Origin of the sequence: Afifella aestuarii (genome assembly GCF_004023665.1) — a bacterium.
GTDB lineage: Bacteria > Pseudomonadota > Alphaproteobacteria > Rhizobiales > Afifellaceae > Afifella > Afifella aestuarii.
Window position 1 is genome coordinate 1418486 of sequence record NZ_SAUF01000001.1, and the last position, 25707, is coordinate 1444192.

Annotated in this window: 24 protein-coding genes; 12 read left to right on the forward strand and 12 right to left on the reverse strand. The window is 64.6% G+C overall.

The window, feature by feature from the left end; translation table 11 throughout:
* The first annotated feature begins 17 nt into the window (after nucleotides 1-17).
* From panB to der, 4 genes are all read left to right on the forward strand, one after another.
* On the forward strand, nucleotides 18-845 hold the full coding sequence (gene panB / locus EO094_RS06650; protein ID WP_128291447.1) for a 3-methyl-2-oxobutanoate hydroxymethyltransferase: 828 nt from the start codon (nucleotides 18-20) through the stop codon (nucleotides 843-845).
* Between the two features lie 125 nt (nucleotides 846-970).
* Nucleotides 971-1828: a tetratricopeptide repeat protein gene (locus EO094_RS06655; RefSeq protein ID WP_128291448.1), complete on the forward strand. Its 858-nt coding sequence runs from the start codon at nucleotides 971-973 to the stop codon at nucleotides 1826-1828.
* A gap of 36 nt (nucleotides 1829-1864) precedes the next feature.
* The gene (locus tag EO094_RS06660; protein ID WP_128291449.1) at nucleotides 1865-3181 is read left to right on the forward strand and encodes an outer membrane protein assembly factor BamB family protein; all 1317 of its coding nucleotides are present in this window, start codon (nucleotides 1865-1867) and stop codon (nucleotides 3179-3181) included.
* 21 nt (nucleotides 3182-3202) lie between these two features.
* Nucleotides 3203-4609 (forward strand): ribosome biogenesis GTPase Der, encoded by a 1407-nt coding sequence (der, locus tag EO094_RS06665; RefSeq protein WP_128291450.1) that lies wholly within the window; start codon nucleotides 3203-3205, stop codon nucleotides 4607-4609.
* Between the two features lie 49 nt (nucleotides 4610-4658).
* Here the strand turns inward: der and EO094_RS06670 are convergent, their stop codons facing one another.
* The 9 genes from EO094_RS06670 to rpsF form a co-directional block, all read right to left on the reverse strand.
* Nucleotides 4659-5405, reverse strand: a complete 747-nt coding sequence (locus tag EO094_RS06670; RefSeq protein WP_128291451.1) for an SDR family NAD(P)-dependent oxidoreductase — start codon at nucleotides 5403-5405, stop codon at nucleotides 4659-4661.
* Nucleotides 5406-5407: 2 nt separating this feature from the next.
* The gene (purF, locus tag EO094_RS06675; RefSeq protein WP_128291452.1) at nucleotides 5408-6877 is read right to left on the reverse strand and encodes an amidophosphoribosyltransferase; all 1470 of its coding nucleotides are present in this window, start codon (nucleotides 6875-6877) and stop codon (nucleotides 5408-5410) included.
* 3 nt (nucleotides 6878-6880) lie between these two features.
* A complete protein-coding gene (locus tag EO094_RS06680; RefSeq protein ID WP_128291453.1) occupies nucleotides 6881-7504 on the reverse strand; it encodes a CvpA family protein in 624 nt (207 codons plus the stop codon).
* Between the two features lie 55 nt (nucleotides 7505-7559).
* Nucleotides 7560-8951: a DNA repair protein RadA gene (radA, locus tag EO094_RS06685; protein ID WP_128291454.1), complete on the reverse strand. Its 1392-nt coding sequence runs from the start codon at nucleotides 8949-8951 to the stop codon at nucleotides 7560-7562.
* Nucleotides 8951-10081, reverse strand: coding sequence for an alanine racemase (gene alr / locus EO094_RS06690; protein WP_128291455.1), 1131 nt, complete (start codon nucleotides 10079-10081; stop codon nucleotides 8951-8953). The genes radA and alr overlap by 1 nt, the downstream gene beginning before the upstream one ends.
* A gap of 35 nt (nucleotides 10082-10116) precedes the next feature.
* Entirely contained in the window at nucleotides 10117-11604 is a 1488-nt protein-coding gene (locus EO094_RS06695) for a replicative DNA helicase (RefSeq protein WP_128291456.1), read from the reverse strand.
* 228 nt (nucleotides 11605-11832) lie between these two features.
* The gene (gene rplI / locus EO094_RS06700; protein ID WP_128291457.1) at nucleotides 11833-12447 is read right to left on the reverse strand and encodes a 50S ribosomal protein L9; all 615 of its coding nucleotides are present in this window, start codon (nucleotides 12445-12447) and stop codon (nucleotides 11833-11835) included.
* Nucleotides 12448-12528: 81 nt separating this feature from the next.
* The gene (rpsR, locus tag EO094_RS06705) at nucleotides 12529-12777 is read right to left on the reverse strand and encodes a 30S ribosomal protein S18 (protein WP_026379016.1); all 249 of its coding nucleotides are present in this window, start codon (nucleotides 12775-12777) and stop codon (nucleotides 12529-12531) included.
* Nucleotides 12778-12781: 4 nt separating this feature from the next.
* Complete coding sequence (gene rpsF / locus EO094_RS06710) at nucleotides 12782-13159, reverse strand: 30S ribosomal protein S6 (RefSeq protein WP_092810875.1); 378 nt, start codon at nucleotides 13157-13159, stop codon at nucleotides 12782-12784.
* 385 nt (nucleotides 13160-13544) lie between these two features.
* Between rpsF and EO094_RS06715 the strand changes: the two genes are divergently transcribed.
* The 8 genes from EO094_RS06715 (at nucleotide 13545) to gmk (ending at nucleotide 22917) form a co-directional block, all read left to right on the forward strand.
* Nucleotides 13545-16349: a mechanosensitive ion channel domain-containing protein gene (locus EO094_RS06715; RefSeq protein ID WP_128291458.1), complete on the forward strand. Its 2805-nt coding sequence runs from the start codon at nucleotides 13545-13547 to the stop codon at nucleotides 16347-16349.
* 146 nt (nucleotides 16350-16495) lie between these two features.
* Nucleotides 16496-17449, forward strand: coding sequence for an ACP S-malonyltransferase (gene fabD / locus EO094_RS06720; RefSeq protein ID WP_128291459.1), 954 nt, complete (start codon nucleotides 16496-16498; stop codon nucleotides 17447-17449).
* A 23-nt stretch (nucleotides 17450-17472) separates the two neighbouring features.
* Nucleotides 17473-18210 carry a 3-oxoacyl-[acyl-carrier-protein] reductase gene (fabG, locus tag EO094_RS06725; RefSeq protein ID WP_128291460.1) on the forward strand — a complete coding sequence of 246 codons (738 nt, stop codon included), beginning with the start codon at nucleotides 17473-17475 and terminating at the stop codon, nucleotides 18208-18210.
* 179 nt (nucleotides 18211-18389) lie between these two features.
* Entirely contained in the window at nucleotides 18390-18632 is a 243-nt protein-coding gene (locus EO094_RS06730) for an acyl carrier protein (RefSeq protein WP_092810884.1), read from the forward strand.
* Nucleotides 18633-18661: 29 nt separating this feature from the next.
* Nucleotides 18662-19924 carry a beta-ketoacyl-ACP synthase II gene (gene fabF, locus EO094_RS06735; RefSeq protein WP_128291461.1) on the forward strand — a complete coding sequence of 421 codons (1263 nt, stop codon included), beginning with the start codon at nucleotides 18662-18664 and terminating at the stop codon, nucleotides 19922-19924.
* Nucleotides 19925-20003: 79 nt separating this feature from the next.
* The gene (gene mltG / locus EO094_RS06740) at nucleotides 20004-21272 is read left to right on the forward strand and encodes an endolytic transglycosylase MltG (protein WP_128291462.1); all 1269 of its coding nucleotides are present in this window, start codon (nucleotides 20004-20006) and stop codon (nucleotides 21270-21272) included.
* 68 nt (nucleotides 21273-21340) lie between these two features.
* A complete protein-coding gene (locus tag EO094_RS06745) occupies nucleotides 21341-22222 on the forward strand; it encodes a YicC/YloC family endoribonuclease (protein ID WP_128291463.1) in 882 nt (293 codons plus the stop codon).
* The gene (gene gmk / locus EO094_RS06750) at nucleotides 22219-22917 is read left to right on the forward strand and encodes a guanylate kinase (protein WP_128291464.1); all 699 of its coding nucleotides are present in this window, start codon (nucleotides 22219-22221) and stop codon (nucleotides 22915-22917) included. Before EO094_RS06745 ends, gmk begins: the two co-directional genes overlap by 4 nt.
* On the opposite strand, the gene rsmA is transcribed toward gmk, so the two are convergent.
* The 3 genes from rsmA to EO094_RS06765 are packed head-to-tail and all read right to left on the reverse strand — an operon-like array spanning nucleotide 22887 to nucleotide 25654.
* On the reverse strand, nucleotides 22887-23741 hold the full coding sequence (gene rsmA, locus EO094_RS06755) for a 16S rRNA (adenine(1518)-N(6)/adenine(1519)-N(6))-dimethyltransferase RsmA (protein ID WP_128291856.1): 855 nt from the start codon (nucleotides 23739-23741) through the stop codon (nucleotides 22887-22889). The genes gmk and rsmA overlap by 31 nt on opposite strands.
* 8 nt (nucleotides 23742-23749) lie before the next feature.
* The gene (pdxA, locus tag EO094_RS06760) at nucleotides 23750-24757 is read right to left on the reverse strand and encodes a 4-hydroxythreonine-4-phosphate dehydrogenase PdxA (protein ID WP_128291465.1); all 1008 of its coding nucleotides are present in this window, start codon (nucleotides 24755-24757) and stop codon (nucleotides 23750-23752) included.
* A gap of 6 nt (nucleotides 24758-24763) precedes the next feature.
* Nucleotides 24764-25654: a SurA N-terminal domain-containing protein gene (locus EO094_RS06765; RefSeq protein WP_164879571.1), complete on the reverse strand. Its 891-nt coding sequence runs from the start codon at nucleotides 25652-25654 to the stop codon at nucleotides 24764-24766.
* Nucleotides 25655-25707 lie beyond the last annotated feature (53 nt).

Below are 25707 nucleotides of genomic sequence, written 5' to 3' on the forward strand. Positions count from 1 at the left end.
CGGATTGAGGAGGCAGTTTGTCCACACATACGGTTTCGCGCCGTCTGACGGCGGTCGACATCGCGCGCCGCAAAGGCGGCGAGAAGGTCGTCTCGCTTACGGCCTATCACGCTCATACGGCCGGGATCGTCGATCCTTTGGTCGATTTCATCCTCGTCGGTGATTCGCTCGGCAACGTCATGCACGGGCTGGAGACGACGGTTCCCGTCACTCTCGACATGATGATCTTGCAGGGGCTCGCCGTGATGCGCGGCTCGAAGCGGGCGCTGGTCGTCGTCGACATGCCTTTCGGCTCTTATGAGGAAAGCCCGCAGCAGGCGTTTCACAACGCCGCGCGCATCCTGAAAGAAACCGGCGCCGGGGCCGTGAAGCTCGAAGGCGGTGTCCATATGGCCGAAACGGTCGCCTTCATGACCAAGCGCGGCGTGCCGGTGATGGGCCATGTCGGGCTGACGCCGCAATCGGTCAACACGATGGGTGGCTTCCGCGTGCAGGGGCGTTCCGAAGAGGGCCAGAAGGCGCTCGAGGACGACGCGATGGCGATCTCCGATGCCGGTGCTTTCGCCATCGTCATGGAAGGCATCGTGGAGCCGGTGGCGCGCCGCATCACCGAAAAGGTGCCGGCGGTCACGATCGGCATCGGCGCTTCGCCCGCCTGCGACGGGCAGGTGCTCGTGCTCGAAGACATGCTGGGCCTGAACGAATGGGTGCCGAAATTCGTGCAGAAATTCGGCTCGCTCAGGACGCATATCGAGGAAGCGGTGACGGCCTATGCCGAGGCCGTGCGTGAAGAGCGCTTCCCGGGGCCGGAGCACGTCTACCAAGAGACCAAGAAAGAGGCTTGAGGGCGATCCGGGACGGCCGTTGCGCGGTGTGCGCAAAGTGGCTAGGTTCCGGCGCGCTTCGCAAGGCTCAACGTCAATCCACTGAACAATAATCGGCAGGCCGGGACGATTCCCCGAAGAGGTAGATGACCCACGACGACCGTACATCTGACCACTTCATCCGTGAAGTGGATGAGGAGCTGCGCCGCGAGCAGCTGAAGACGCTTTGGGAGCGTTTTGGCTTCGTCATCATTGGCGTCTGCATTCTGATCGTCGCCATCACCGCGGGGTATCGCGGCTATGTGTGGTGGCAGTCGAAGAAGGCGGCCGAGGAAGGCGACCGGTATCTGACGGCGCTCGAAGCCATCGATGCCGGCAATGAGGCGGAAGGGCGCGAGACGCTTGCGGCCCTGGCCAAGGACGGCGGCGGCTACGGCATGCTCGCCCGTCTGCGCAATGCCGAGATTGTGGCCAAGACCGATGAGACGGCCGCGATCGCAGCCTATGACGAGGTGGCGAACGACGGCGGCGTCGCGCCGGTGATGCGCGATCTGGCGCGGGTGCGGGCCGGGCTCCTCGCCCTCGATGCGGGCGACCTCGACGGCGCGGAAAGCCGCGTCTCGTCTCTCGACGAAGCCGGCAATGCCTGGCGCCACACGGCGCGGGAAATCCTCGGCATGGTCGCCTATCAGCGGGACGCGCTCGAAAAGGCCCGCGATTATTTCGTGGCGATCGACCAGGATGTGCAGGCTCCGCAGGGCGTGCGCAATCGCGCCGGCCTGATGATCAGCGTGATCGACGGGCAGCTTGCGCCTTCTCCTTCGGCGGACGGAGCGTCCGGCGACGACGCGCCCGAGGCGGAGGCTCCTGTCTCCGGGGACGCAACCGGTGAGGCAATGGGTAACGCAAGCGCGCCCGCATCGGCGGAAGAGGGCGCGGAAAATACCGAAAACGGATCTGCCGACGCGAACAGCGGCGCATCCGACACACAATCGACGCAATAGAGCCGTTTTGAGCGAGCGAGAAAGCGGGCGGAAATCATGACCACGCAGACGAAATTCGCGGTCCGACTTGCGGGCATCGCTTTGACGGCGGCTCTGCTTGCAGGCTGCAGCAGCTTCACGAACCCCTTCAGCAGCAAGGAAGAGATTCTGCCGGGCGAACGCCGCGCAATCGCCGGCGTCGACGACGCAGACCGAGCCGCCGGCTCGCCAGCGGTCGGCGGGGCAAGTGCGATGCAGGACTGGACGCAGCCCGGCGGCAACGCCGCCAATGCGCCCGGCAATGTCGCTCTTTCGGGTAACGCCTCACAGACGGTCTTCCGTGCGCGGGTGTTCGGCAGCGGCAAGCGCGCGGCGCGCGCCTCGGCCGCTCCGCTCATCGTCGGGGGAAACATCTACGTCTACGACGCGGCGGGCACCGTGACGGCCCTTTCGACCGGCGGCGGCAAAGCCTGGTCCGTCTCGCTTGCGCCTGAGAAGGAAAAGAGCCGTTCGCCGGGCGGCGGTATCGCCTATTCCAATGGCATGGTGATTGCTGCGACCGGCTATGGCGAAATGGTCGCTCTCGATCCGGCAACCGGCGGGCGCGCCTGGTCTTATGACCTCAAGGCGCCGGCACGCTCGGCCCCGACAGCGGCGGGCGGCAAGGCCTATGTGGTCACCTCCACCAACGTTCTTCACGCCGTCAATCTGGCCGACGGTTCCGAAGCCTGGACCTATCCGGGCATCCCGGAAAACGCCGGTGTGCTTTCGGGCGCGAGCCCGGCCGTGGTCGGCAACACGGTTATCGTGCCTTATTCTTCGGGCGAGGTGATCGCGTTCGATGCCAATAAGGGCGACCTCAAATGGGCCGATGCGGTCATTCGCTCGACGCGCACGCTTGCCGTCTCCGGCCTGACGGATGTCGCCGCGAGCCCTGTCGTTTCCGACGGTGTCGTCTACGCCACCGGCGTGTCCGGGCGGACGATCGCCGTCAAGCTCTCCAACGGCGAACGGCTCTGGGAACAGAATCTCGGCGGCTCGTCGACACCTGTCGTCTCCGGCAACGCGCTCTTCCTGATCGATCTGCAGGATCACATGGTGGCGCTCGACCGGCGCACCGGCAAATTGTTCTGGGAGACCGAGCTGCCGGTGGTGCGCAAGAAGCGCTTCTTCTCCACCTGGGTCGGGCCGATGCTCGCGGGCGGGACGCTGTGGGCGGTTTCAAACGACGAGAAGCTGATCGCGGTCGATCCGGCGAGCGGCAAGATCGTCGGCGAGCGCTCCATCCCGGCAAAGGGCCTTCAGCGCCCGATCGCGGCCGGAGGCAGGCTCTATATCGTGACCAGCGACGGATCCTTGTCCGCGCTGCAATAAGAGAGACGGGGCGGCTTCACGATGTCTTTGACCGTCGCCCTCGTCGGGCGCCCGAACGTCGGCAAATCGACGCTCTTCAACCGCCTCGTCGGGCAGAAGATCGCGCTTGTCGACGATCGGCCCGGCGTCACGCGCGATCGCCGCGAGGCTCCGGCCAAGCTCGGCGATCTCGATTTCATCCTGATCGATACGGCCGGCCTCGAAGACGCCGCCGACGAGACGCTTCAGGGGCGCATGCGTGCGCAAACGGAGCGGGCGATCATCGATGCCGATATCTCCGTTTTCATGGTCGATGCGCGCGTCGGGATCACCCCGGACGACGAGCATTTCGCCCGGCTGATCCGCCAGGGCGGCAAACCCGTCGTCCTCGTCGCCAACAAGGCGGAGGGGCGCGCGGCGGAATCCGGGCTTCTCGAAGCCTATTCGCTCGGCTTCGGCGAGGCTGTCGCGGTCTCTGCTGAGCATGGCGTCGGGCTTCCGGATCTCTACGAGGCGATGGTTGCGACGCTCGGTGAGAAGGCCGCCCTTTATCTTCCCAAGGAAGAGACGGACGAGGATGGTGAGGACGAGGCAGCCGAGGGCGCGGGCGAGGAAACCCGCACGCTCAAACCTATCCGCGTTGCGATCGTCGGACAGCCGAATGCCGGCAAGTCGACCCTGATCAACCGGATGATCGGCGAAGAGAGACTTCTGACCGGACCGGAAGCCGGGATCACGCGCGATTCGATCGCCGTCGACTGGACCTGGCGCGGGCGGCCGTTCCGGCTTATCGATACGGCGGGTATGCGGCGCAAGGCGAAGGTCATCGACAAGCTCGAAAGGCTCTCTGTCGGGGACGCGCTGCGCGCGATCCGTTTTGCCGAGGTCGTCATCATCGTCATCGACGCGACGATGCCGTTCGAAAAGCAGGATCTGCAGATTGCCGATCTCGTGGCGCGTGAGGGGCGGGCCCTGGTTCTCGCGCTCAACAAATGGGACGAGGTGCGCGATCCAGACGGGCTGCGCCGCGAATTGCAGGCCGATCTCGCCGAGACGCTCGTTCAGGTGCGCGGCGTGCCGCTCATCCCGATCTCGGCGCTTACCGGTTCCGGCATCGATCAGCTTCTGGAAGGTGTCAGCCGGATCTACGAGACGTGGAACCGGCGCGTGGCGACGGCCGCGCTTAATCGCTGGCTCGATCATCTGATCGCGCGCCATCCGCCTCCTGCGGTCGCTGGCCGGCGGCTAAAGATCAAATATCTGACGCAGTCGAAGACCCGGCCGCCGACGTTCTTTCTCGCCTGTTCGCGGCCCGAGGCTCTGCCCGAGGCGTATAAGCGCTACGTCGTGAACGGCCTCAGAGAGGATTTCGACCTCAAGGGCGTGCCGATCCGGCTGATGACGCGCGGTGCCAAAAATCCGTATGAGGGAAGGGGCCGGAAAGGCTGAACGCCTCCGGCCTTTATTCAAGCTTCGGTGCCGATCTCAGGCCTGAGGCTCAGGCCGGGGCGTGGAAGTCCTGAAACGCCTTGGAGCGGAAGTCGAAGAGGACATCGGTCCGCTCGAAATCGGGCGCTGCGAGCTTCACGAGATGCGGTGCGATCTCGGAGGGATGCGGCAGCGTCTCGGGATCTTCACCCGGCATCGCCTGTGCCCGCATCGCCGTGCGCATGGCGCCCGGATCGACCATCACCACCTTGATCGGGGAATTCTGCGTCTCGTGCGCATAGGTGCGCGCCAGGGCCTCGAGTGCTGCCTTGGAGACCGCGTAGGGGCCCCAGAACGGCTTCAGGCTGTGGGCGACGCCCGACGAGATGAAGATCGCCCGCCCGGCCTCCGAGCGCTTCAGAAGCGGATCGAGCGAGCGGATGAGGCGCCAATTGGCGGTGACGTTGATCGCCATCACCTTGTCCCAGTCCTTCGCCTGCACGTGACCGAGCGGCGACAGGGTGCCGAGGATGCCGGCATTGGCGAGGAGAATGTCGAGGCGTCCCCAGCGCTCGTTGATGGCGCCGCCGAGACGGTCGATGCCCGGCCCGTCGGTCAGGTCGAGCGGCACGAGCGTGGCAGCGCCGCCGGCGGAGCGAATCTCGTCGTCGAGCTCTTCAAGCGCGCCTTGCGTGCGGGCGACGGCGACGACATGGGCGCCGGCCTCAGCCATGGCTTTGGCGGCGAAATAGCCGATGCCACGCGTCGCGCCGGTGACGACGGCGATGCGGCCGGCGAGCGGTTTTTGGTCAGTCATGATTATCCGGCTTCAGACAACAGGTTGAGCTGGCGGACGGTGCCGACCGATTCGCGGTCGGTGAGGCGCGTCGGATATTCGCCCGTGAAGCAGGCGTCGCAATATTGCGGCTGCGCCGCGTTGCGGGCCTCTTCGCCGACGGCCCGATAAAGCCCGTCGATGGTCAGGAAGGCGAGGCTGTCGACGCGGATGAAATCGGCCATTTCCTCGATCGACATGCGCGAGGCGAGGAGCTTCGCCTTTTCCGGGGTATCGACACCGTAGAAGCAGGGATTGGTCGTGGGCGGGCTCGCGATGCGCATATGCACTTCGGCGGCGCCGGCATCGCGCACCATTTCCACGATCTTGAGAGAGGTCGTGCCGCGGACGATGGAATCGTCGACGAGCACCACGCGCTTGCCCTTGAGGATCGCCGAATTGGCGTTGTGCTTCAGCTTCACGCCCATATGCCGGATCGAATCGGAGGGCTCGATGAAGGTCCGGCCGACGTAATGGTTGCGGATGATGCCGAGCTCGAAGGGGATGCCGCTCTCTTTTGCGAAGCCGATGGCGGCCGGATTGCCGGAATCCGGGACCGGAACGATGAGGTCGGCCTCGGCTGGTGCTTCGCGGGCGAGCTCCATGCCGATCTTCTTGCGCGATTCATAAATCGAGGCGCCAGCGATGACGGAATCGGGCCTGGCGAAATAGACGTGCTCGAAAATGCAGAAGCGCGGGCGCTCCCGCTTAAAGGGCCGCAGCGAATCGATCGAATGGTCGGTGATGACGATCATCTCGCCCGGCTCGATCTCGCGCACGAACCGCGCACCGATGATGTCGAGCGCGCAGGTCTCCGAAGCGAGCACATGAGCGCCGTCGAGATCGCCGAGAACCAGCGGGCGCACGCCGAGTGGATCGCGGCAACCGATCATCTTCTTTTCCGACAGGGCGACCAGCGAATAGGCGCCCTCGATCTGGGTGAGCGCATCGATGAGGCGGTCGATCAGCGGTGCCTTCTGGCTCGTGGCGATCAGGTGGATGATCGTCTCGGTGTCGGAGGTCGATTGGAAAATCGAACCGCGGTTTTGCAGGTCGCGCTGCAAGGTGCGGGCATTGGTGATGTTGCCGTTGTGGGCGACCGCGAAACCGCCGCCGGCGAATTCGGCAAACATCGGCTGGACGTTGCGCAGAACCGGGGCACCGGTCGTGGAATAGCGGTTGTGGCCGATCGCCTTGTCGCCCTGCAGGCGTGCGATCACCTCCGGCGCGGTGAAGTTGTCGCCGACATGGCCGATGTGGCGCTCCACATGGAACTGGCGCCCGTCATAGGAGATGATGCCCGCCGCCTCCTGGCCGCGATGCTGGAGCGCATGCAGGCCGAGCGCCGTCAGCGCTGCAGCCTCGGGATGACCGAAAATGCCGAAGACGCCGCATTCCTCATGGAACTTGTCGTCGCCGGTGCCCTGGAAGGGATGTGCGGGAAGGATCTGCATGGCCTATTGCGAGAGCTGGCGGTTGAGGGCGTTCTGATCGTCGGCATCATAGGAGCCGGCGGAACCGGTGGCGTCGCTGGCGTTGCCTGCGGGCTGCGCACGGCGCTCGGCGTCTTCCTGACGGAAGCGTTCGATGATCTCCGCTTCCGGATCTTCCGGCAGCGCGTTCATCAGATCCTGACCCATGGAATCGAGCCAGGGTTTGGAGCGCGCATCGGCGATCCAGGTCGGCTGATGCTCGGGCGAGATGAAGAAGTTGAGGAAAAGCACCGCGATGACGACCAGAAGGAGGCCGCGCGCCGCTCCGAAAACGAAGCCGAAGGTGCGGTCGAGAGGACCGGCCTTGGAATCGAGAATGAAGTCGGAGATGCGCATCGTCACCAGCGAGACGACGATCAAGGTGATGAAGAAGATGCCGGCCACCGTCAGGCCGAGCGCCACCGTGCGGTCATCCACATATTGCTGGGTGTAGGGCAGGAGATCCTGCCAGAACATATAGGTGACGATCGCTGCCACCACCCAAGAGGCGATGGAGAAGACCTCACGGGTGAAGCCGCGGATCATGGCAAGAACCGCAGAAATGAACATGATCAGCAGGAGAACGCCGTCGAGTAGCGTTATCGGCATTGCAGGTGGTTCCCTCGTCCGCGATAGATGACGGCGCGTCGTGGCATCGCCGAGCTCACTGATGGTTGCGGTCCCGGCCGCTTTGTTCCTGGGCGCGTGCCGCAAAGGCGGCCACCATATCGGCCAAGGTCGCGATCTTGTCCAGAGCCAGCCCGGTCACTGTGTCCTCGCTGCCCGCTTCGGGCAGAAATGCTGTGCGAAAGCCAAGTTTTTCCGCTTCCTTCAGCCGCTGTTGGCTTTGTGCGACGGCACGGATGGTGCCTGAAAGGCTGACCTCGCCGAAATAGATACTGTCGGGCGGCGTCGCAACCCCGGTGCGCGAGGAGATGAGCGCCGCCGCAATCGCCAGATCGGCGGCCGGCTCGGCTATGCGAAGCCCGCCGGCGACGTTGAGATAGACGTCGAACTGGCCGAAACGAAGGCCGCAGCGCGCTTCGAGCACAGCCAGAAGCATGGCGAGGCGATTGGGGTCCCAGCCGACGACGGCGCGCCGCGGCGTGGCGAGGCTCGATTGCGAGACGAGCGCCTGCACCTCGACGAGAAGCGGCCGCGTGCCTTCCATGCCGGCGAAGATCGCCGTGCCCGGGCTTCTCGCATCGCGTTCGCCGATGAAGAGATCGGACGGGTTGGCGACCTCGCGCAAACCGTCGCCGGCCATCTCGAAGACGCCGATTTCCGAGGCCGGGCCGAAGCGATTCTTGACGGCCCGCAAAAGGCGGAAGCGGTGGCCGGCATCGCCTTCGAAATAAAGCACCGCGTCGACCATGTGCTCGACGACGCGCGGTCCCGCGATCTGGCCGTCCTTGGTGACGTGACCGACGAGGATCACGACAGCGCCCGTCGATTTCGCGAGGCGGATGAGATTTTGCGAGGCGAGCCGCACCTGGGTGACCGTGCCGGGCGCGCTTTCGGCGAGATCCGTCCACATCGTCTGGATGGAATCGACGATGACGACATCGACCTTCGGCCCGGTCTTCAGCGTCGCCAGAATGTCCTCGATATGGGTTTCGGCGGCGAGCTGCACGGGCGCATCGACCACGCCGAGACGTTCGGCACGCAGACGCACCTGGTCGATCGCCTCCTCGCCGGAGATATAGACGACATGCCTTCCGTCGCGGGCGAGCGAGGCCGCCGCCTGGAGGAGGAGGGTCGACTTGCCGATGCCCGGATCGCCGCCGACGAGAAGGGCCGAGGCCGGCACGAAGCCGCCGCCGGTGACGCGGTCGAGTTCGGCGATGCCGCTCGTGAGGCGCGGCGGGCTCTCCGTCTTGCCCGAGAGCGGACGCAGCGCGACGACATTGCCGCGCCCTGCGGCCGTCGAGGCGGGGGCGGCCGGGCCTTCCTCCTGCAGCGTGTTCCATTCTCCGCAGGCGTCGCAACGCCCCTGCCAGCGCGGCCAGACGGCCCCGCAATTCACGCAGACATATTGCGTCTTCGGGCGCGCCATCAGGAGGGGCCGCCGCTTTCGACGCCGCCGATGTAGCGGCGATGGGCGCGGCGGGAGAGATTGGTCAAAAGCTCGTAGGAAATCGTGCCGGCATGGCGCGCGACGGCATCGATATCGACGTTCGGGCCAAAAAGCTCGGCCGTCTTGCCGGGAAGCGCGAGGCCTTCCGGAATGTCGGTGACGTCGACCGAAATGAGATCCATGGAGATGCGCCCGAGCAAGGGCGCAAGATGCCCAGCGATGGAAACGAGGGCACCCGACGCCATGTCCGAGGAGCCGGCGGCGCGCAGATAGCCGTCGGCGTAACCGGCGGAGAGGATGGCGATGCGCGTCGTCCGCCGCAGGGTTTCGAGCGCGCCGTAGCCCACCGTCTCGCCGGGATGGCCGGTGCGCACCTGCAGGATGCGCGCTTCTGCCGTGACCACCGGGTCGGAGATCGCCTCCGGATGCGAGGCGCCACCGTAAAGGGCGATGCCCGGCCGGCAGAGCTCGTGATGATAGGCGCGTCCCATATGGATGCCGGCCGAATTGGCGAGCGAGGCGCGCGGCAGCCCGAGCAGCGCCTTGGCATGTGCAAAGCGCTCGCGCTGCCTCTCGTTCAAGGGTTTTTCCGGTTCGTCGGCGCAGGCGAGATGGCTGATCATGAGATCGATGCCGGGTCCCGGGCCGCCGGCCTCGGCAAGCGCTTCGGTGTCGGCAAGCGACAGGCCGAGGCGGTTCATGCCGGTATCGACGTGGAGAGCGGCCTTGTCGCGACCGGGCCATTTGCGCCAGCTCTGAAGCTCGCCGAAATGGCCGAGGACCGGAGAAAGGCGGGCCTCGCGGTAGAGCTCCGCCGCTTCCGCGAAAAAGCCGGCGAGCACATAGATCGCGGCCGTCTCAGAGGGATCGTGGGCTGCCAAAGCGGCACGCAGGGCAGCCCCTTCTTCCGGGACAGCGACGAAAAACGTCCGGCAGCCCGCTGCAAACAGGGCCGGCCCGGTCATCGCGATGCCCGTTCCATAAGCGTCCGCCTTGACGACGCCTGCGCATTCGGCCGGCGCGACGAGGTCTTTCAGCCGGCGCCAATTGCCGACGAGGGCGTTCAAATCAATGGTCAGGCAAAGACCGGCGGCCGCCTCTTGGCTCACGTCTCCAACCTCGCGCACACGGGAATCATCAAGGCTCAATCGTAACGTACCGGAAGGCGCTCTTCGTGGGCCAGGGACGAGAAGCGCGTCACGTCGGCCTCGAAGGCGAGATCGATCGTGCCGGTCGGGCCATGACGCTGCTTGCCGACGATGACTTCGGCGCGGCCGGCGACACCCTCCATCTCGGCCTGCCACTTGAAGAACTCCTCGGTGCCTTCCTTCGGCTTCTTGTTCTTCAGGTAATATTCCTCGCGGAAGACGAAGATGACGACGTCGGCGTCCTGCTCGATCGAACCCGATTCGCGCAGATCCGAGAGCTGCGGGCGCTTGTCGTCGCGCGCCTCGACCTGACGCGAGAGCTGGGAGAGGGCGAGCACCGGAACGTTCAGCTCCTTGGCGAGAGCCTTCAGGTTCGTGGTGATCTCGGTGATTTCCTGCACGCGGCTGTCGGAGGAGCGTTTCGACGAACCCTGGATGAGCTGCAGATAGTCGATGACCAGAAAATCGAGGCCGCGCTGGCGTTTGAGACGCCGCGCGCGGGCCATGAGCTGGCCGATGGAGATGCCGCCGGTCTGGTCGATGTAGAGCGGCATTTTCTGCATTTCCTGCGCCGCGACGACGATCTTGTCGAACTCTTCCTCGTGGATGTCGCCGCGCCTGATCTTCGATGAGGGCACGGCGGCCTGCTCGGCGATGATGCGGGTGGCGAGCTGTTCGGACGACATTTCCAGCGAGAAGAAGCCGACGATGCCGCCATCGATGGTCTTCATCGTGCCGTCGCCCTGCTGCTCGCCGCGCCAGGCGCGCGCAACATTGTAGGCGATGTTGGTGGCGAGCGCCGTCTTGCCCATGCCCGGGCGACCGGCGAGGATGATCAAGTCCGACGATTGCAGACCGCCCATGAGGCGGTCCATGTCGTCGAGGCCTGTTGCGATGCCCGACAGGTGGCCGTTTCGCTCATAGGCGGCGGCCGCCATGTCGATCGCGGTCTTCAGCGCGTCGCCGAAACCCTGAAAGCCAGTCGCGCCGCGGCCCTTCTCGGCCAGTTCGAAGAGCGATCTCTCGGCATCCTCGATCTGGTGGCGAGGCGTCATGTCGACCGGCGCATCATAGGCGACGTTCACCATGTCCTCGCCGATGGTGATGAGCGAGCGGCGCAGCGCCAGATCGTAGATGGTGCGGCCGTAATCCTGAGCGTTGATGATCGTCGCCGCCTCATAGGCGAGGCGGGCGAGATATTCCGCAATGGTGATCTCGCCGACCCGCTGCTCCTCGTTGAGGAAGCTCTTGAGGGTTCGCGGATCCGCGATCTTGCCGACACGGATCAGCTGGCGCGCGACCTCGTAGATCCGCTGGTGCAGGGGGTCGTAGAAATGAACGGGTTCGAGGAAATCGGAGACCCGGTCGAGCGCGTCGTTGTTGATCAGGATGGCGCCGAGAAGCGCCTGCTCGACTTCGATATTATGAGGCACCTGGCGAGGCGAAATGGGCTCGGCTTCGCGTAAACGGGCTGCGGCTGTCATGGGACCGTCGTTGGTTAATCGCCCCTTACTAGCAAGCCTGCCGGGCGTCGGGGCGAGACGGTGCAGGGTATGAGTCTTTTCCTAGTTGTTCCTTGTCAGGAACGACAAAATACCCGTTCGGGCTTGACCGCGATCTCGTTGTCGCAGCGCCGACTCATACCGAACAAAAGAGCAACAAAAAAGGGGCGCCCGCAAGCGCCCCTTTCGATAATCCTCAGGAGAAGGCGATTACTCGCGCTCCTCGTCCTCCGCGTCGACCTCGGTCGGCTCGAGCTGCAGATCCTCGGGATTCTCGAAGACCTCTTCGAGAGCCGCGGCCTCTGCATCATCGGCCTCTTCGTCATCGAAGCGATCGCGGCCGGAGAGGTTCTCGCCACGTTCCTGACGCTCGGCCTCATCGGCGTTGCGCGCGACGTTGAGCGTGATCGGCGCCTCGACCTCAGGATGCAGCGAAATCAGGATCGGATGCAGACCGAGCGTCTTGATCGGACGATCGAGCCAGACCTGGCTGCGTCCGACGGTGAAGCCGTCCTCGCCCAGGATGTCGGCGATGTCGCGCGTCGAGACGGAGCCATAAAGCTGGCCCGTTTCGCCGGCGGAGCGGATCACGCTGAAGGTCTTGCCGGCGAGCTTTTCGGCCACCGCATCGGCTTCCTTCTTGGCTTCCAGGTTGCGCGCTTCGAGCTGCGTCTTCTCACGCTCGAAACGGGCCTTGTTGGCCTCGGTGGCGCGCAGAGCCTTGCCTTTGGGCAGGAGGAAGTTGCGGGCGTAACCGTCGCGCACGCGCACTTCGTCGCCCATCTGGCCGAGCTTGGCTACGCGCTCCAGAAGAATGACTTGCATTTCTATCTCCTTGCTGTCCCGCCTGGCCGTGGCCGGCGGTTAGAGGCGTCAGACAGGCCGACGCCCCAACGGGTTGGATCCTTACTTCAGGACGTAAGGCAGCAGGCCCAGGAAGCGGGCGCGCTTGATGGCCTTGGCGAGCTCGCGCTGCTTCTTGGCGGAAACCGCCGTGATGCGCGAGGGAACGATCTTGCCACGCTCGGAGACATAACGCTCCAGAAGCTTGACGTCCTTGTAGTCGATCCGCGGCGCATCCTCTCCGGAGAACGGGCAGGACTTGCGACGACGGTGAAAGGGCCGACGGGTCGGCAGCTGTGCGATATCGACCATGTGCTTATTCTCCATCCTCGCGGCGGCGTTCGCGTTCGCGACGGCGACGCTCATCGCGCTCACGCTTCTGCATCTGCACGGAGGGCTCTTCCTCGTGCTCGTCGACGCGGATCGTCATGAAGCGGATGATGTCTTCATTGTAGCGCATCTGACGCTCCATCTCCGCCACCACCGGGGAGGGGGCATCGATGTTCATCAGTGCGAAATACGCCTTGCGGTTCTTTTCGATACGGTAGGTGAGGGACTTCATGCCCCAGTTCTCGGTCTTACCGACAGAGCCACCACCCTGCTCGACGACACCCTTATAGTGTTCGACGAGCTCATCGACCCGCTGGCCCGACACATCCTGTCGGACCAGGAATACGTGCTCATAAAGTGACATAACTGGCCTTTCCATTCAGCAACCTGCCTGGCGCGGAGCCTCACCGAAGCCTCAGCCGGATCTTTCGAAAACCGGAGAAAGGCTCAAGAGTGCGTCTTCAGGAGCGGAGACACCGGGAACCGACCGGTCTTGCCGGTCTCGGCCACCTTTTGGGCAGCCGTCCCCATTCAGCCCCCGGCCGAAGCCGGTCGCATCGCTGCGTTATAGGGATTTTTCGTTTCCGTGCAAGCCTGTGGGGACCATGCCCTGACGAATGCCGGAAAAAGCGCACGATCTCTTGCGTTCATGCTCTTGCCCTTGCGTCGGGTTGCCTCATTCTAGTCCCATCCAACGCCCATGAGGCGGCGTTCCGCCACCCGCTGATGCTCTTTCCGACCGGACACCGATGCTTTTGACCGATCTGTTTCCTGCGCGTCTTTTGCGCCTTTCCGCCGTTCTGCTGGTGCTGTTCACACTTGCGGGTCTGGCGCCGAGCGGCGCTGGCGCGCAATCCCTGCCGATGCCGACCGTGCCCGGCACCGCTGACACGTCAGGCTCTTCGGATACGGCGAATGAGGGAGAGGGCGATACGAGCGGTGACAGCGCGCTCCGCGCCAAGTTGCTCGCCGACATCTTGAAGGACGAGAGAGCGCGTCAGGCGCTCATCGACCAGCTCGAACAACTTGCGAATCCGCAGTCGGAGGCGGCGGAGGCCGCGGCGCCGCAGGAAGAGGAAGACCAGTCGCTTGCCCGGCAGCTTGCCGATGCCACCAAGGGCGCGGCCGAGGCAAGCTATGGCGTGGTCGAGCGTCTCTTCCGCGACCTGAAAGGTCTTGGCGCGCTCGCCAAGCAGGCGGGCGATCTCGATTGGGGCGCGTTGCAGGTCGCCATTTTGCGGCTCTTCGGAACGATCGCGGTCACCGGAGTGGGCCTCGTCGTCTTCAGTTACCTTCTACAAAAGCTCACGCATCTCGTGACGCGGCGCATATCGGGGCCGCATGCGGTCGTGAGGAGCATTGCTTTCGTCGTCGAAACGCTCGCCGACATCCTGGCCCTGGCGATCGCCTATGCGGTCGGCAGCGGGCTTGCCGTCGGCGTCTTCGGGGATGGCGGGCAGATGCAGATCGAGCAGTCGCTTTATCTCAACGCCTTCCTCATCGTCGGCGGCGTGCGTGTCTTCCTGCGGGCGATCGTGGCGTCGACGACGGAGACGACCTCTCTCATTCCCTACCGGGAAGGCATCACCGATTATGCCTATACCCGGCTGATGGTCGTGGCGGCGCTCTTGATCACCGGCATCGCCTTCCTGGTGCCCGTCGTCAACACCAGCCTCTCTTTCGTGGCCGGGCGCGGGCTGCGCGTCACCGTCATGCTGGTGGCGGCCTTCGTGGCTCTCACCTCGATGCGGACGCTCGCCGCGCGAATCAAGGAACGGCGTGACCCGGATACGCAGGGCATGGGCGGCCAGGTCGTGACCATGTTCGTGCAGCTCTGGCCCTGGATCGGTACGCTCTACGTGCTCGCCGTCCTCTCCATCGGCATCACCCGGCCTTACCTGCTCGTCTCGTTCGTGGTCGGCGCCTCCGTGCGCACGGCGGTGGCGATCGGGATCGGCGTGGCGCTCGTCGCGCTGGTGAAGCTCGCGCTGCAGCGCGGCGTGCGTCTGCCGCAATGGATGGCGCGCGAAGTGCCGGTTCTGGAACGGCGGATGAACACGCTCATCCCGGCAATTCTGAAGATCGTGCGCACGCTCGTGATCGTTGCCGTGATCCTCGCCATCATCGACGCCTGGCAGGTGCTCGACATTTCCGGGTGGATTTCGACCGAGCGGGGAGCCGATCTCGTCGCGCGGGTCATCAGCGCCCTCATCATCGTCGTCGTCACCTATCTTCTGTGGATCGGCATCTCGTCGTGGATCGAGCACAGGCTCAACTACGGCAAGCAGGGGGCGATGCCGAGCGCGCGTGCGCGCACGATCCTGTCCCTCATGCGCAACGGGCTTTCCATCACGCTCTTCGTGATCGCGGGTATGCTCGCTTTGTCGCAACTGGGTGTGAATATCGGGCCGCTTCTCGCCGGTGCCGGTGTCCTTGGTCTTGCCGTCGGTTTCGGATCCCAGAAGCTCGTCCAGGACGTCATAACAGGCGCCTTCATCCAGTTCGAGAACGCCATCAACGAGGGGGATGTCGTCACGGTCGCCGGCATTTCCGGCGTGGTGGAGAAGCTGACGGTGCGCTCCGTCGGCATTCGCGATCTGGCGGGCGTCTATCACATCGTGCCGTTCTCGTCGGTCGATGCCGTCTCCAACTCGATGCGCAAATTCGCCTATCACCTGGCCGAGGTCGGCGTCGCCTACCGCGAGAATATCCGCGAGGTGAAGGAGGCGATGCGCGAGGCCTTCGACCGTCTCAAGGCGAGCGAATACGGCACCGACATCATCGACGATTTCGAGATGCACGGGGTGACTGCATTGGCCGATTCGGCCGTCATGGTGCGCGGGCGCATCAAGACGCTGCCGGGCAGCCAATGGGCGGTCGGCCGCGCCTATACGGAGATCATGAAAGAGGTCTTCGACGAGCGCGATATCGAGATCCCGTTCCCGCATCGCACGCTCTATCTCGGCGTCCACAAGGATGGGCATATCGACACCTTGCCGATCGCGATCGAAGAGCAGGCCCGTCGCAAAGCGCTGGAAGAGGCGGCCAAACCTCAGATCGAAGAAAAGGTGGTCTCTGCGGGCGGCGAGAAAAAGGACGGCGAGAAGAAGGACGAAAAATCCGAACCGGCTCAAGGCTCGAGCGCTTCGGAGCCCTACACGGCACCGACCCAGGATCTGCCCGCGGAAGAGGGGCAGGCGAAGGCCGCAGCGCTCAAGGCCGCCGCGCTCTCCGGCGGAAAGGTCACGGAAGGTGAGCCGTTTGCGGACCAGTTCACCGAGGATCAGCTGCCCGATACGGAGGATTCGCGCAAAGCCGCCGCTTCCGTCGATCAGCCGGCCGAGGATGAGGCGGCCAAGAACAAGCCGTCTGGGGAAAAACCGGTCGGGGAGGGGCGCGACGCGAAGGCGTCCGACAAGACCCCAGCAAGCCGTCGCACGAGCGGGCAGGGCGCGAAGGGGTCGCGTTCGCAAAATCGCAGCCGCAGACCGCGTCGCCGGCGCAAGGACGAGCCGAAGCTGCCGGAACCGACGCAGGATTCGGACGACGAATAGAGGCGCGCAGGATGTTCTTGTGGGGTGCCGCGACGGGCGTCATGGCGCCTTGACAGTCCACGCGCAGCGTGATCACACCCGCTCAACTGACGTCGCGGCCCTTTCGGCCACAAGAACAAACGCGGCAAGAACAAAAAGGAGAAGCCATGGCCACCGTGTTCGCTTTCCCGGGGCAGGGCAGCCAGGCCGTCGGCATGGGAGCTGCGCTCGCAGACGCTTTTCCGGAAGCGCGCGCGGTTTTTCAGGAAGTGGATGACGCGCTCGGCGAGGCTCTTTCGAAGACGATTTTCGAGGGGCCGGATGATGCGCTCACTTTGACGCGCAACGCGCAGCCGGCGCTGATGGCGGTTTCCATGGCGGCTCTGAAGGCGCTCGAAACGCAGGGGATTTCGGTTTCGGCACATGCCGATTTCGTCGCCGGTCATTCGCTTGGCGAATATTCCGCGCTGGCGGCGGCCGGAAGCCTTTCGATCGCCGATGCGGCGAGGCTCCTGCGCATTCGCGGCGATGCCATGCAGGCGGCGGTGCCGGTCGGCGAGGGCGCCATGGCGGCGATCCTCGGTCTCGATATCGAGGCGGTACGGGAGATCGCCAACGAGGCCGCGCAGGCCGATGTCTGCGAGGCGGCGAACGACAATGCGCCGGGACAGGTGGTCGTCTCCGGAAGCAAGGCGGCCGTCGAACGGGCGGCGGAGATGGCCAAGGCCAAGGGCGCGAAGCGCGCCATGCTTCTGCCGGTGTCCGCACCCTTCCATTGCGCCTTGATGCAGCCGGCGGCCGAACGCATGGCCGATGCGCTCGCGCAGACTGAGATTGCGCCGCCGTCGGTGCCGGTCGTGGCGAATGTCACGGCGCGGCCGTTGACGGAGGTTTCGGAAATTCGTCAACGGCTCGTCGAGCAGGTGACGGGGGCCGTCCGCTGGCGCGAATCAGTCGCCTGGATGGGTGAGAACGGTGTGACGCTCCTGGCCGAGATCGGCGCCGGGCGTGTCCTCTCCGGTCTCGTCCGTCGTATTGCGCCTGGAATGAGCGCACTGACCGTCGGCAAGCCCGAGGAGATCGAGGCTGCCGTGGCGGCGCTGAAAGCGGCGAAAGAATAGTCAGAAAGAAGAGGGGAGAGGGCATGTTCAGCCTTGAGGGAAAACGCGCGCTCGTCACCGGCGCGAGCGGGGGAATCGGCGGTGCGATCGCGCGGGGGCTTCATGCCCAGGGCGCGACGGTTGCGCTGTCGGGCACCCGTGAAGAGCCACTGAACGCGCTTGCCGCCGAACTTGGCGACCGCGCGCATGTGCTTCTTGCCAATCTCTCCGATACGGCGGCCGTCGACGGGCTCATCGGTGAGGCCGAGAAGGCGATGGGCGGGCTCGACATTCTCGTCAACAATGCCGGCCTGACGCGCGACGGCCTCGCCATGCGCATGAAGGACGCCGATTGGGAGATCGTTCTCAAGGTCAATCTGGAGGCGGCCTTCCGCCTGTCGCGTGCCGCGCTCAAAGGCATGATGCGCCAGAGGGCCGGGCGGATCATCAACATCACCTCGGTCGTCGGGGTGACCGGCAATGCCGGTCAGGCGAATTACGCGGCCTCGAAAGCCGGTCTCATCGGCATGTCGAAGGCGCTGGCCCAGGAGGTGGCGAGCCGCGGCATTACCGTGAATTGCATCGCCCCCGGATTCATCTCCAGCGCCATGACCGACCAGCTCAATGAGAAGCAGCGCGAAGGAATCATGTCGAGCATTCCGGCCGGCCGGCTTGGAAGCGGCGAAGACATTGCTGCGGCTGCGGTTTTCCTGGCGAGCCAGGAAGCCGGCTACGTCACGGGGCAGACGCTGCACGTCAATGGCGGCATGGCGATGATCTGACGCCAAAGAACCGCACGACCAGCGTCTTCCGACTGCTGGTCAAGGCCATAGAAACATGATAACGGACCGCGCGACCATCCCCGTTCGACCCCTCGACCGCGCGGCAATCCGGGTTTTTCAGGGGATAAGGACTGTTTTTCACGGTCATACCAGACCAGGCAATCGAGGAAGCTGAGGCTATGAGTGAGAGCAATATCGAGGAGCGCGTCAAAAAGATCGTCGTGGAGCACCTTGGCGTTGAAGAAGAAAAGGTCACCAAGGAAGCCAGCTTCATTGATGACCTCGGCGCCGACAGCCTGGACACGGTCGAGCTTGTGATGGCGTTCGAAGAAGAGTTCGGCGTGGAAATTCCGGACGATGCCGCTGAGACCATCCTGACGGTGGGCGATGCTGTGTCGTTCCTCGAGAAGAACGCCGGCTGACCTTCTCTCGTGATTTGCGGTACAGTGGAATGAGACGCGTCGTCGTCACGGGTCTCGGCATGGTTTCGCCCCTCGGTTGCGGGGTGGAGGAAACCTGGTCGAGACTTCTTGCTGGTGAGAGTGGTGCAGCACGCATCGAGGCCTTCAAGGTCGACGATCTTGCGTGTCAGATCGCTTGCCAGATCCCGCGTGGCGACGGCTCCAACGGCACCTACAATCCGAACGATTGGATGGAGGTGAAGGAGCAGCGCAAGGTCGATGAATTCATCACCTTTTCCATGGCCGCTGCTGCCCAGGCGCTGAAAGATGCCGAGTGGGAGCCCGACGAATACGAAGACCAGATCCGCACGGGCGTGCTGATCGGGTCCGGTATCGGCGGGATCCGCGGCATCGTCGAAGGCGGGCTTTTGTTGGAGGAGAAGGGGCCGCGTCGCGTGTCTCCCTTCTTCATCCCAGGCCGGCTCATCAACCTTGCGGCAGGGTATGTCTCGATCCAGCACAATCTGAAGGGCCCGAATCATGCCGTCGTGACGGCGTGCTCCACGGGCGCTCATGCTATCGGCGACGCGTCGCGCCTCATCGCGCTGGGCGATGCCGAAGTGATGGTGGCGGGCGGTACCGAATCACCCCTCAATCGCGTCTCGGTGGCGGGCTTTGCCGCCTGCCGGGCGCTATCAACAAATTTCAACGATTCTCCGACAAAGGCGTCGAGACCCTATGACCGCGACCGTGACGGCTTCGTCATGGGCGAGGGAGCGGGTGTCGTCGTTCTGGAAGAGCTCGAACACGCCAAGGCGCGTGGCGCGCGCATCTATGGCGAGATCGTCGGTTACGGCATGTCGGGCGACGCCTATCACATTACGGCTCCGGCCGAGGATGGCGATGGCGCCTATCGATGCATGACCGCCGCTTTGAAGCGGGCGGGCGTCAGCCCCGACGAGATCGACTATATCAACGCGCATGGCACCTCGACGCCGCTCGGCGACGAGATCGAGCTGCGCGCCGTGGAACGCCTGACCGGTCAGCATGCCTCCGAGATGACGATGTCGTCGACGAAGTCGGCGGTCGGTCATCTTCTGGGAGCCGCCGGCGCGGTCGAAGCGATCTTCTCGATCCTCGCCATTCGCGACAATGTCGCGCCGCCGACGATCAATCTCGACAATCCGTCGGTCAACACGCCGATCGATCTCGTGCCGCATCAGCCGAAGGAAAAGCCGATCAATGTCGCGCTTTCCAACTCCTTCGGATTCGGCGGTACGAACGCCTCGCTCGTCTTCCGGCGTTTCAATTAGCTGATCGGCCGGCAGCGGCCCTCTTTCGCCATATTCGAGCTTAGTTGTCGGATCGACGGCGACGTGGGAAAAGCGGGCAATGAACGAAAAAGTGCCGAGCGAGCAAACAGGGATTCCTGAGGCTGACGCTGCCAACGGCGAAGCGCGGCCTGCGGAGCACAACGGTGCGCGCTCCGGTCGCCGAATCAATCCGAAGAGCCCGCGCCAGGCGATCCAGCCTGAGCCGGCACCGCCGCCTCCGCCGCGCTCCAAGCAGGCGAAGCACCCGGTCGTGGTGACGCTCAATTTCTTTCTGATGACAGCGGTGCTTGCCGTCCTCTTCGCGGGCGGCGCGCTTTATTTCGGCAAGCAGCGCTTCATCGCGGACGGGCCTCTGGAAGAGCCGCGGACGGTGTTGGTCACCCGCGGCTCGGGCGTCGATGCGATCGCCGCGCAGCTGAAGCGCAACAACGTCATCGACAGCCCGCTCATCTTCAACGTCGGGGTGCGCCTCAACGAGGCTGCGAGCCGCCTGCAATACGGCGAATATCTCTTCCAGCCGCATGTCTCGATGCGGGAGGTGATGGAGATCCTCACCTCGGGCAAATCGATCCTGCATGCCGTGACGATTCCGGAAGGGCTCACCAGCCAGCAGATCGTCGACAAGCTTCGGGCCGACGATGTGCTCGTCGGCGAGATCGAGACGGTGCCGCCCGAGGGTTCGCTGCTGCCGGAAACCTACAAGTTCACGCGCGGGGCGACGCGCCAGCAGATCCTTGAGCAGATGGAGCGGGCGCAGGACCGGCTTCTGGACGAGGTCTGGGGACGCCGCTCGCCGGATCTGCCCATCGAAACGCCGGAAGAGCTCGTGACGCTGGCCTCGATCGTGGAGAAGGAGACCGGCAAGGCCGACGAACGGCCGCGCGTTGCCGCCGTCTTCATCAACCGCCTGAAGCGCGGCATGCGCCTGCAGTCCGACCCGACGATCATCTACGGGCTCTTCGGCGGTGCAGGAAAACCGTCCGACCGGCCGATCCTTGCCTCCGATCTGGAGAAGGAAACCGAGTACAACACCTACCAGATCAGCGGTCTGCCGCCCGGGCCGATCGCCAATCCGGGACGCGCGGCACTCGAAGCCGTCGCCAATCCGTCGCGTACGGACGATCTCTATTTCGTCGCCGACGGAACAGGCGGCCATGTCTTCTCCACGACGCTTGCGGATCATAATCGCAACGTGGCGCGCTGGCGGCGTATCGAGCGCACGCAGCGGGCTGCCGAGGAGGCGGAGGCCGAGGCGGAGGTTCTTCAAGAGGAGCCGATGCCGGGGGCGGAAAACCTCATCCCGCGTCCGCGACCAGAGCCGGAATGAGGGGCAAGGCTTGTCCGGGCGGCGCGCCCGCGCTACGCCCCTTCCACACTTACAGCTGATTACGGCACATGCGCATTCAAAGCATGACGGGCTTTGCCCGTCAGGTCTTCACCGTCGGCTCGTCGAGCTATGTCTGGGAACTGAAGAGCGTCAACGGGCGCGGTCTGGAGCTGCGCTTCCGTCTGCCGCCCGGCTTTGACGGTCTCGAACCGTCCGCGCGCGAAGCCGTGCGCAGCCATCTTTCCCGCGGCTCTTGTTATCTGAATCTGCAGGAAGACGGCGGCGGCGCCGAAGCCGGAGTCACGATCAACGAGGCGGCTTTGCGTCTCGTGCTGGAGCGGGCAAAGCGCCTGGCGGAGGAAGACGAAGTGCAACCGGCGCGCGCTGACGGACTTCTGTCGCTGCGCGGCGTGATCGTCCAGGGCAGCAACAGCGAAGGGGCGGCCGAGGGCCCGGTCGCCGAGGCGGCGGTTGCGGCTTTGCACGAGGCGCTTGACGCGCTTGTGACGACGCGGCTTGAAGAAGGCGAACGACTGCGGGCGCATCTCACGGAGATCATCGACCGCATCGAAGCGCTGGTGGAGGCGGCGGAGGCCCGCCTCGGCGGCATGGTGGAGCGTCTGCGTGCGCGGATTCGCGAGCAGGTGGAGTTCATTTCCTCCGAGACGCAGCTCGACGAAGGGCGTCTCTATCAGGAAGCGCTGATGGTTGCGACGAAAGCCGATATCCGCGAGGAGATCGACCGTCTCAAGGCGCATATCGCGGAGGCGCGCACGCGGCTTTCCGAAGGCGGTGTCATCGGGCGCAGGCTCGATTTCCTGTCGCAGGAGTTCAACCGCGAAGCCAACACGTTGTGCTCCAAATCGAGCGACCACGAAACGACGGCGATCGGCCTCGATCTCAAATCCGCGATCGATCAGTTCCGCGAGCAGGTGCAAAATCTCGAATGACTGCCGACCCGATCAAGCTTGTCCGTCGTGGCCTCATGTTCGTTCTGTCCTCGCCCTCGGGGGCAGGCAAGTCGACACTCGCGCGGCAGCTCCTGGAAGCCGACAGCGGCCTGGAATTGTCGGTTTCGGTGACCACACGCCCCCGCCGGCGAAGCGAGCGCGAAGGCGTCCACTACCATTTCATCGACGACGTGCATTTCAACCGCATGGTGGAGCGCGGCGATCTTCTGGAATGGGCAACGGTCCACGGCAACCATTACGGCACGCCGATCGAGCCCGTCGAGGATGCTTTGTCCGCGGGTCGCGACGTGCTTTTCGACATCGACTGGCAGGGAACCGCACAGATCGCCGAGAAGCTGCCTGACGACCTCGTGCGCGTGTTCGTGCTGCCGCCTTCCATGCGCGAATTGAAGGCGCGCCTGGAGCGGCGAGCCGAGGATTCTCACGAGACGATCGGCCGGCGGCTGGTCGGATCGCTCGAGGAAATCGAGCAGTGGAGCCGCTACGACTACGTCATCGTCAATGACGACCTGCAGCGAGCTTTCGAGGCGGTGAAGGGGATTTTGACAGCCGAAAGGTTGAAGCGGGACCGCGTCCTGGGTCTGCGTTCCTTCGTCAGTCAGCTTCTGTCTGAGGGGCGCGACCTCGTCGATCACCTTCAGGCTCAGGACGAAGAGCGCCCGAGCTCCTCATAAATCCGAGCAAGATCGAGAAAGCCCGCGACCGGGATTTCTTCGGCACGCCGCGTCGGTGCGATGCCGCATGCTTCCAGAACCGCTTCCGGCTGTTGAAAGGCCTGTTTCAGGCTTTGGCGCAGCATCTTGCGTCGCTGGCCGAAGGCCGAGGCGGTGACGGCCTCAACGGCCTTGGGCGCGACGTCGACGGCATCGGGCCGCGGTTCCAGCCGGACGACCGCAGAGGTGACCTTCGGGGGCGGCAGAAAGGCCTGCGGCGGCACTTCGAAGAGAATATGGGCGTGGCAGCGCCACTGGGCGAGCACAGCGAGGCGTCCGTATGCCTTGGAGCCTGGTTCCGCGACGATCCTCTCCGCCACCTCCTTCTGGAACATGAGCGTCAGGCTGCGCCACCAGGCGGGCCAGGTGGGCGGCGTCAGCCAGCCGGTGAGAAGGGGTGTCGCCACATTGTATGGAAGGTTGGCGACGATGCGGCCGCCATCCGGTCCGACGAGGTCCGGATAATCGGTTGCAAGCGCATCGCCCTCGATCACCTCGAGGCGACCCTCCGCAGCGATCGCGATTTCCTCAAGTGCCGGAAGCGCCCTGTGGTCGCGTTCAATGGCGATCACGCGGGTGGCGCCCTCAAGGAACAGGGCTCTCGTCAGGCCGCCGGGTCCCGGGCCGACCTCGACGATCGTCTCGCTCCTGGCGCTGCCTTCGCGGGCGATGCGGCGCGTCAGATTGAGGTCGAGCAGAAAATTCTGGCCGAGAGACTTCTGCGCCCAGAGTTCATGTCTTGCGAGAACGTCGCGCAGCGGCGGCAGGGCCGCCACGCGTTCGATGACGTCGCTCACGCCTGGACGGTGGAACGGCTCATCTCGGCTGCCATATGCAGCGCCGCCATCAGGCTCAAGGGACGCGCACGGCCTGTGCCAGCGATCTCCATCGCCGTGCCGTGATCCGGCGACGTGCGCACGAAAGGCAGACCGAGCGTCACGTTGACCGCATGATCGAAGGCGAGGGCCTTGACCGGGATGAGCGCCTGGTCGTGGTACATGCACAGCGCCAGGTCGTAGCGGCGGCGGGCCGCGGGGTGGAACATGGTGTCGGCGGGCAGCGGCCCCTCCGCCTCGATGCCGGCCTGACAGAGCTGGTCGACGGCAGGACGGATGACCTCGATGTCTTCCTTGCCGATGACGCCCTTCTCACCGGCATGCGGGTTCAGGCCCGACACGGCGATGCGGGGGGAGGGAATGGCAAAGCGGCGCTTCAGCTCTTCCGCGGCGATCTTGCCGGTTTCCACGATGAGTTCGGTCGTGAGAAGACGCGGCACCTCGCAAAGAGGCACGTGAATGGTGACGGGAACGGCGCGGAGATCGGGTCCGGCCAGCATCATGACCGGCCGGCGCTTCTCCCCGAAGAGCTGCTCGCCGAGGTCGGCGAGGTATTCGGTGTGACCCGGATAGGCGAAGCCCGCTTCGTTGAGTGCGTGCTTGGCGATCGGATTGGTCACCATCGAGGTGCAGCGACCGTCGGCCACGAACTCCGCGGCCTGACGGATCGACTGGATCGTCAGCGCGGCGTCTTCGCGCGCGATGAGCCCTGGCTCCGCCTTCGCTTCCGGGAATCCCGGAAGGCATGGCAGAGCCATCGGGAAGACGAGAGCTGCCTCTTCCGGCTCCACTTCGCGCGTCGGGCAGTCGATGCCGAGGAGAATGGCTCGCTCGGCAATGTTCGCGGCTGAGCCGAGGAAAATAAACGGCGGCAGGCGTTCGCGCTCGCGCCGCGCCCAGGCTGCAATGGTGATGTCGAGGGCGACGCCGGCCGCCTCTCCGAGGGTCAGTGCAATTGGAAGCATCGGTTCCTAACGGTACTCGATTATCGCGTCGGATTTCAGATCGCGCAGATAGCGTCGGGCAAGAAGCTGACCCCGTTCATTGGTCAGTTCATCACGGACTTCGTCGGCCGCCTGTGATTTGCCGGCGACAGCCCTCTTGTTGCAGATGCCGAGCACCTGGAACCCCTCATCTACCTGCGTCGGAGGAAGAGCCGTACCAACCCTGGCTTTGCCGAGGCTGTCACGCAGGGAATCGGGAAAATCGCTGCTCTCCCGGCGCACCGTCGGCTTTACGACGACGCCCGACATGCCGCGGGTCTGTTCCAGTGTCGCTTCGCAGTTCCGGAAGCGGCTGCGGAAGGCTTCGGCTTCGCGCTTGCGCTGGCCAGCGATGCCGGCCTTGCCCTTCTTGGGGACGATGAAAAGAACCGGCTGAACGTCGTATTCGGTCACGGTTCCGGACGCTTCGGCGTCGTCATCACGGCCGAGCATGGCCTGGGCGACGTCCGACTCGGTGATGCGCACCGTGGCGCGGAAGCGGGCACGCACCACGTCCCGCCAGGCGAGCTCGGCACGAATGCGGTCCTTGAGGGTGTCGGGATTGACGCCGTTCTGCCGCAACGCCGCTTCGAGCTTCGACGGGGGCAGCTTGGCGCGGCTCGCAATGCTGGCGAAGGCGCGCTCGACTTCGTTTTGCGAAACGCTGACATTGCGGCGCTTGGCTTCCTGCATTTTCAGCGCTTCTTCGATCAACTCGTCCGTTGCCTGTTTCGCACCCGCCTGACCGCGGGAGGTCAGGCGAAGGAATTTGGCGCGGTTGTTGATGTCGTAGGTCGTGATCGGCTGGTCGTTGACCAGGATCTTGATGGAGCTCTGAGCCTGTGCGCTGTCGGCGACGGGCAATGTGGCCATGGCCATCAAGGCGCTTGCCGCAACAAGCCAAGCGGTTTGCGTGAGGGTTTTAAACATCG

Coding starts and splice junctions, on each gene's coding strand:
- rplI (WP_128291457.1), bottom strand. CDS start 12,447: ATGCAAGTCATTCTTCTGGAGCGCGTAGCCAAGCTCGGCCAGATGGGC.
- EO094_RS06745 (WP_128291463.1), top strand. CDS start 21,341: ATGCGCATTCAAAGCATGACGGGCTTTGCCCGTCAGGTCTTCACCGTC.
- EO094_RS06660 (WP_128291449.1), top strand. CDS start 1,865: ATGACCACGCAGACGAAATTCGCGGTCCGACTTGCGGGCATCGCTTTG.
- EO094_RS06655 (WP_128291448.1), top strand. CDS start 971: ATGACCCACGACGACCGTACATCTGACCACTTCATCCGTGAAGTGGAT.
- fabG (WP_128291460.1), top strand. CDS start 17,473: ATGTTCAGCCTTGAGGGAAAACGCGCGCTCGTCACCGGCGCGAGCGGG.
- fabF (WP_128291461.1), top strand. CDS start 18,662: ATGAGACGCGTCGTCGTCACGGGTCTCGGCATGGTTTCGCCCCTCGGT.
- EO094_RS06670 (WP_128291451.1), bottom strand. CDS start 5,405: ATGACTGACCAAAAACCGCTCGCCGGCCGCATCGCCGTCGTCACCGGC.
- mltG (WP_128291462.1), top strand. CDS start 20,004: ATGAACGAAAAAGTGCCGAGCGAGCAAACAGGGATTCCTGAGGCTGAC.
- purF (WP_128291452.1), bottom strand. CDS start 6,877: ATGCAGATCCTTCCCGCACATCCCTTCCAGGGCACCGGCGACGACAAG.
- EO094_RS06695 (WP_128291456.1), bottom strand. CDS start 11,604: ATGACAGCCGCAGCCCGTTTACGCGAAGCCGAGCCCATTTCGCCTCGC.
- pdxA (WP_128291465.1), bottom strand. CDS start 24,757: ATGCTTCCAATTGCACTGACCCTCGGAGAGGCGGCCGGCGTCGCCCTC.
- radA (WP_128291454.1), bottom strand. CDS start 8,951: ATGGCGCGCCCGAAGACGCAATATGTCTGCGTGAATTGCGGGGCCGTC.
- fabD (WP_128291459.1), top strand. CDS start 16,496: ATGGCCACCGTGTTCGCTTTCCCGGGGCAGGGCAGCCAGGCCGTCGGC.
- der (WP_128291450.1), top strand. CDS start 3,203: ATGTCTTTGACCGTCGCCCTCGTCGGGCGCCCGAACGTCGGCAAATCG.
- rpsF (WP_092810875.1), bottom strand. CDS start 13,159: ATGTCACTTTATGAGCACGTATTCCTGGTCCGACAGGATGTGTCGGGC.
- rpsR (WP_026379016.1), bottom strand. CDS start 12,777: ATGGTCGATATCGCACAGCTGCCGACCCGTCGGCCCTTTCACCGTCGT.
- EO094_RS06715 (WP_128291458.1), top strand. CDS start 13,545: ATGCTTTTGACCGATCTGTTTCCTGCGCGTCTTTTGCGCCTTTCCGCC.
- EO094_RS06765 (WP_164879571.1), bottom strand. CDS start 25,654: ATGGCCATGGCCACATTGCCCGTCGCCGACAGCGCACAGGCTCAGAGC.
- gmk (WP_128291464.1), top strand. CDS start 22,219: ATGACTGCCGACCCGATCAAGCTTGTCCGTCGTGGCCTCATGTTCGTT.
- EO094_RS06730 (WP_092810884.1), top strand. CDS start 18,390: ATGAGTGAGAGCAATATCGAGGAGCGCGTCAAAAAGATCGTCGTGGAG.
- EO094_RS06680 (WP_128291453.1), bottom strand. CDS start 7,504: ATGCCGATAACGCTACTCGACGGCGTTCTCCTGCTGATCATGTTCATT.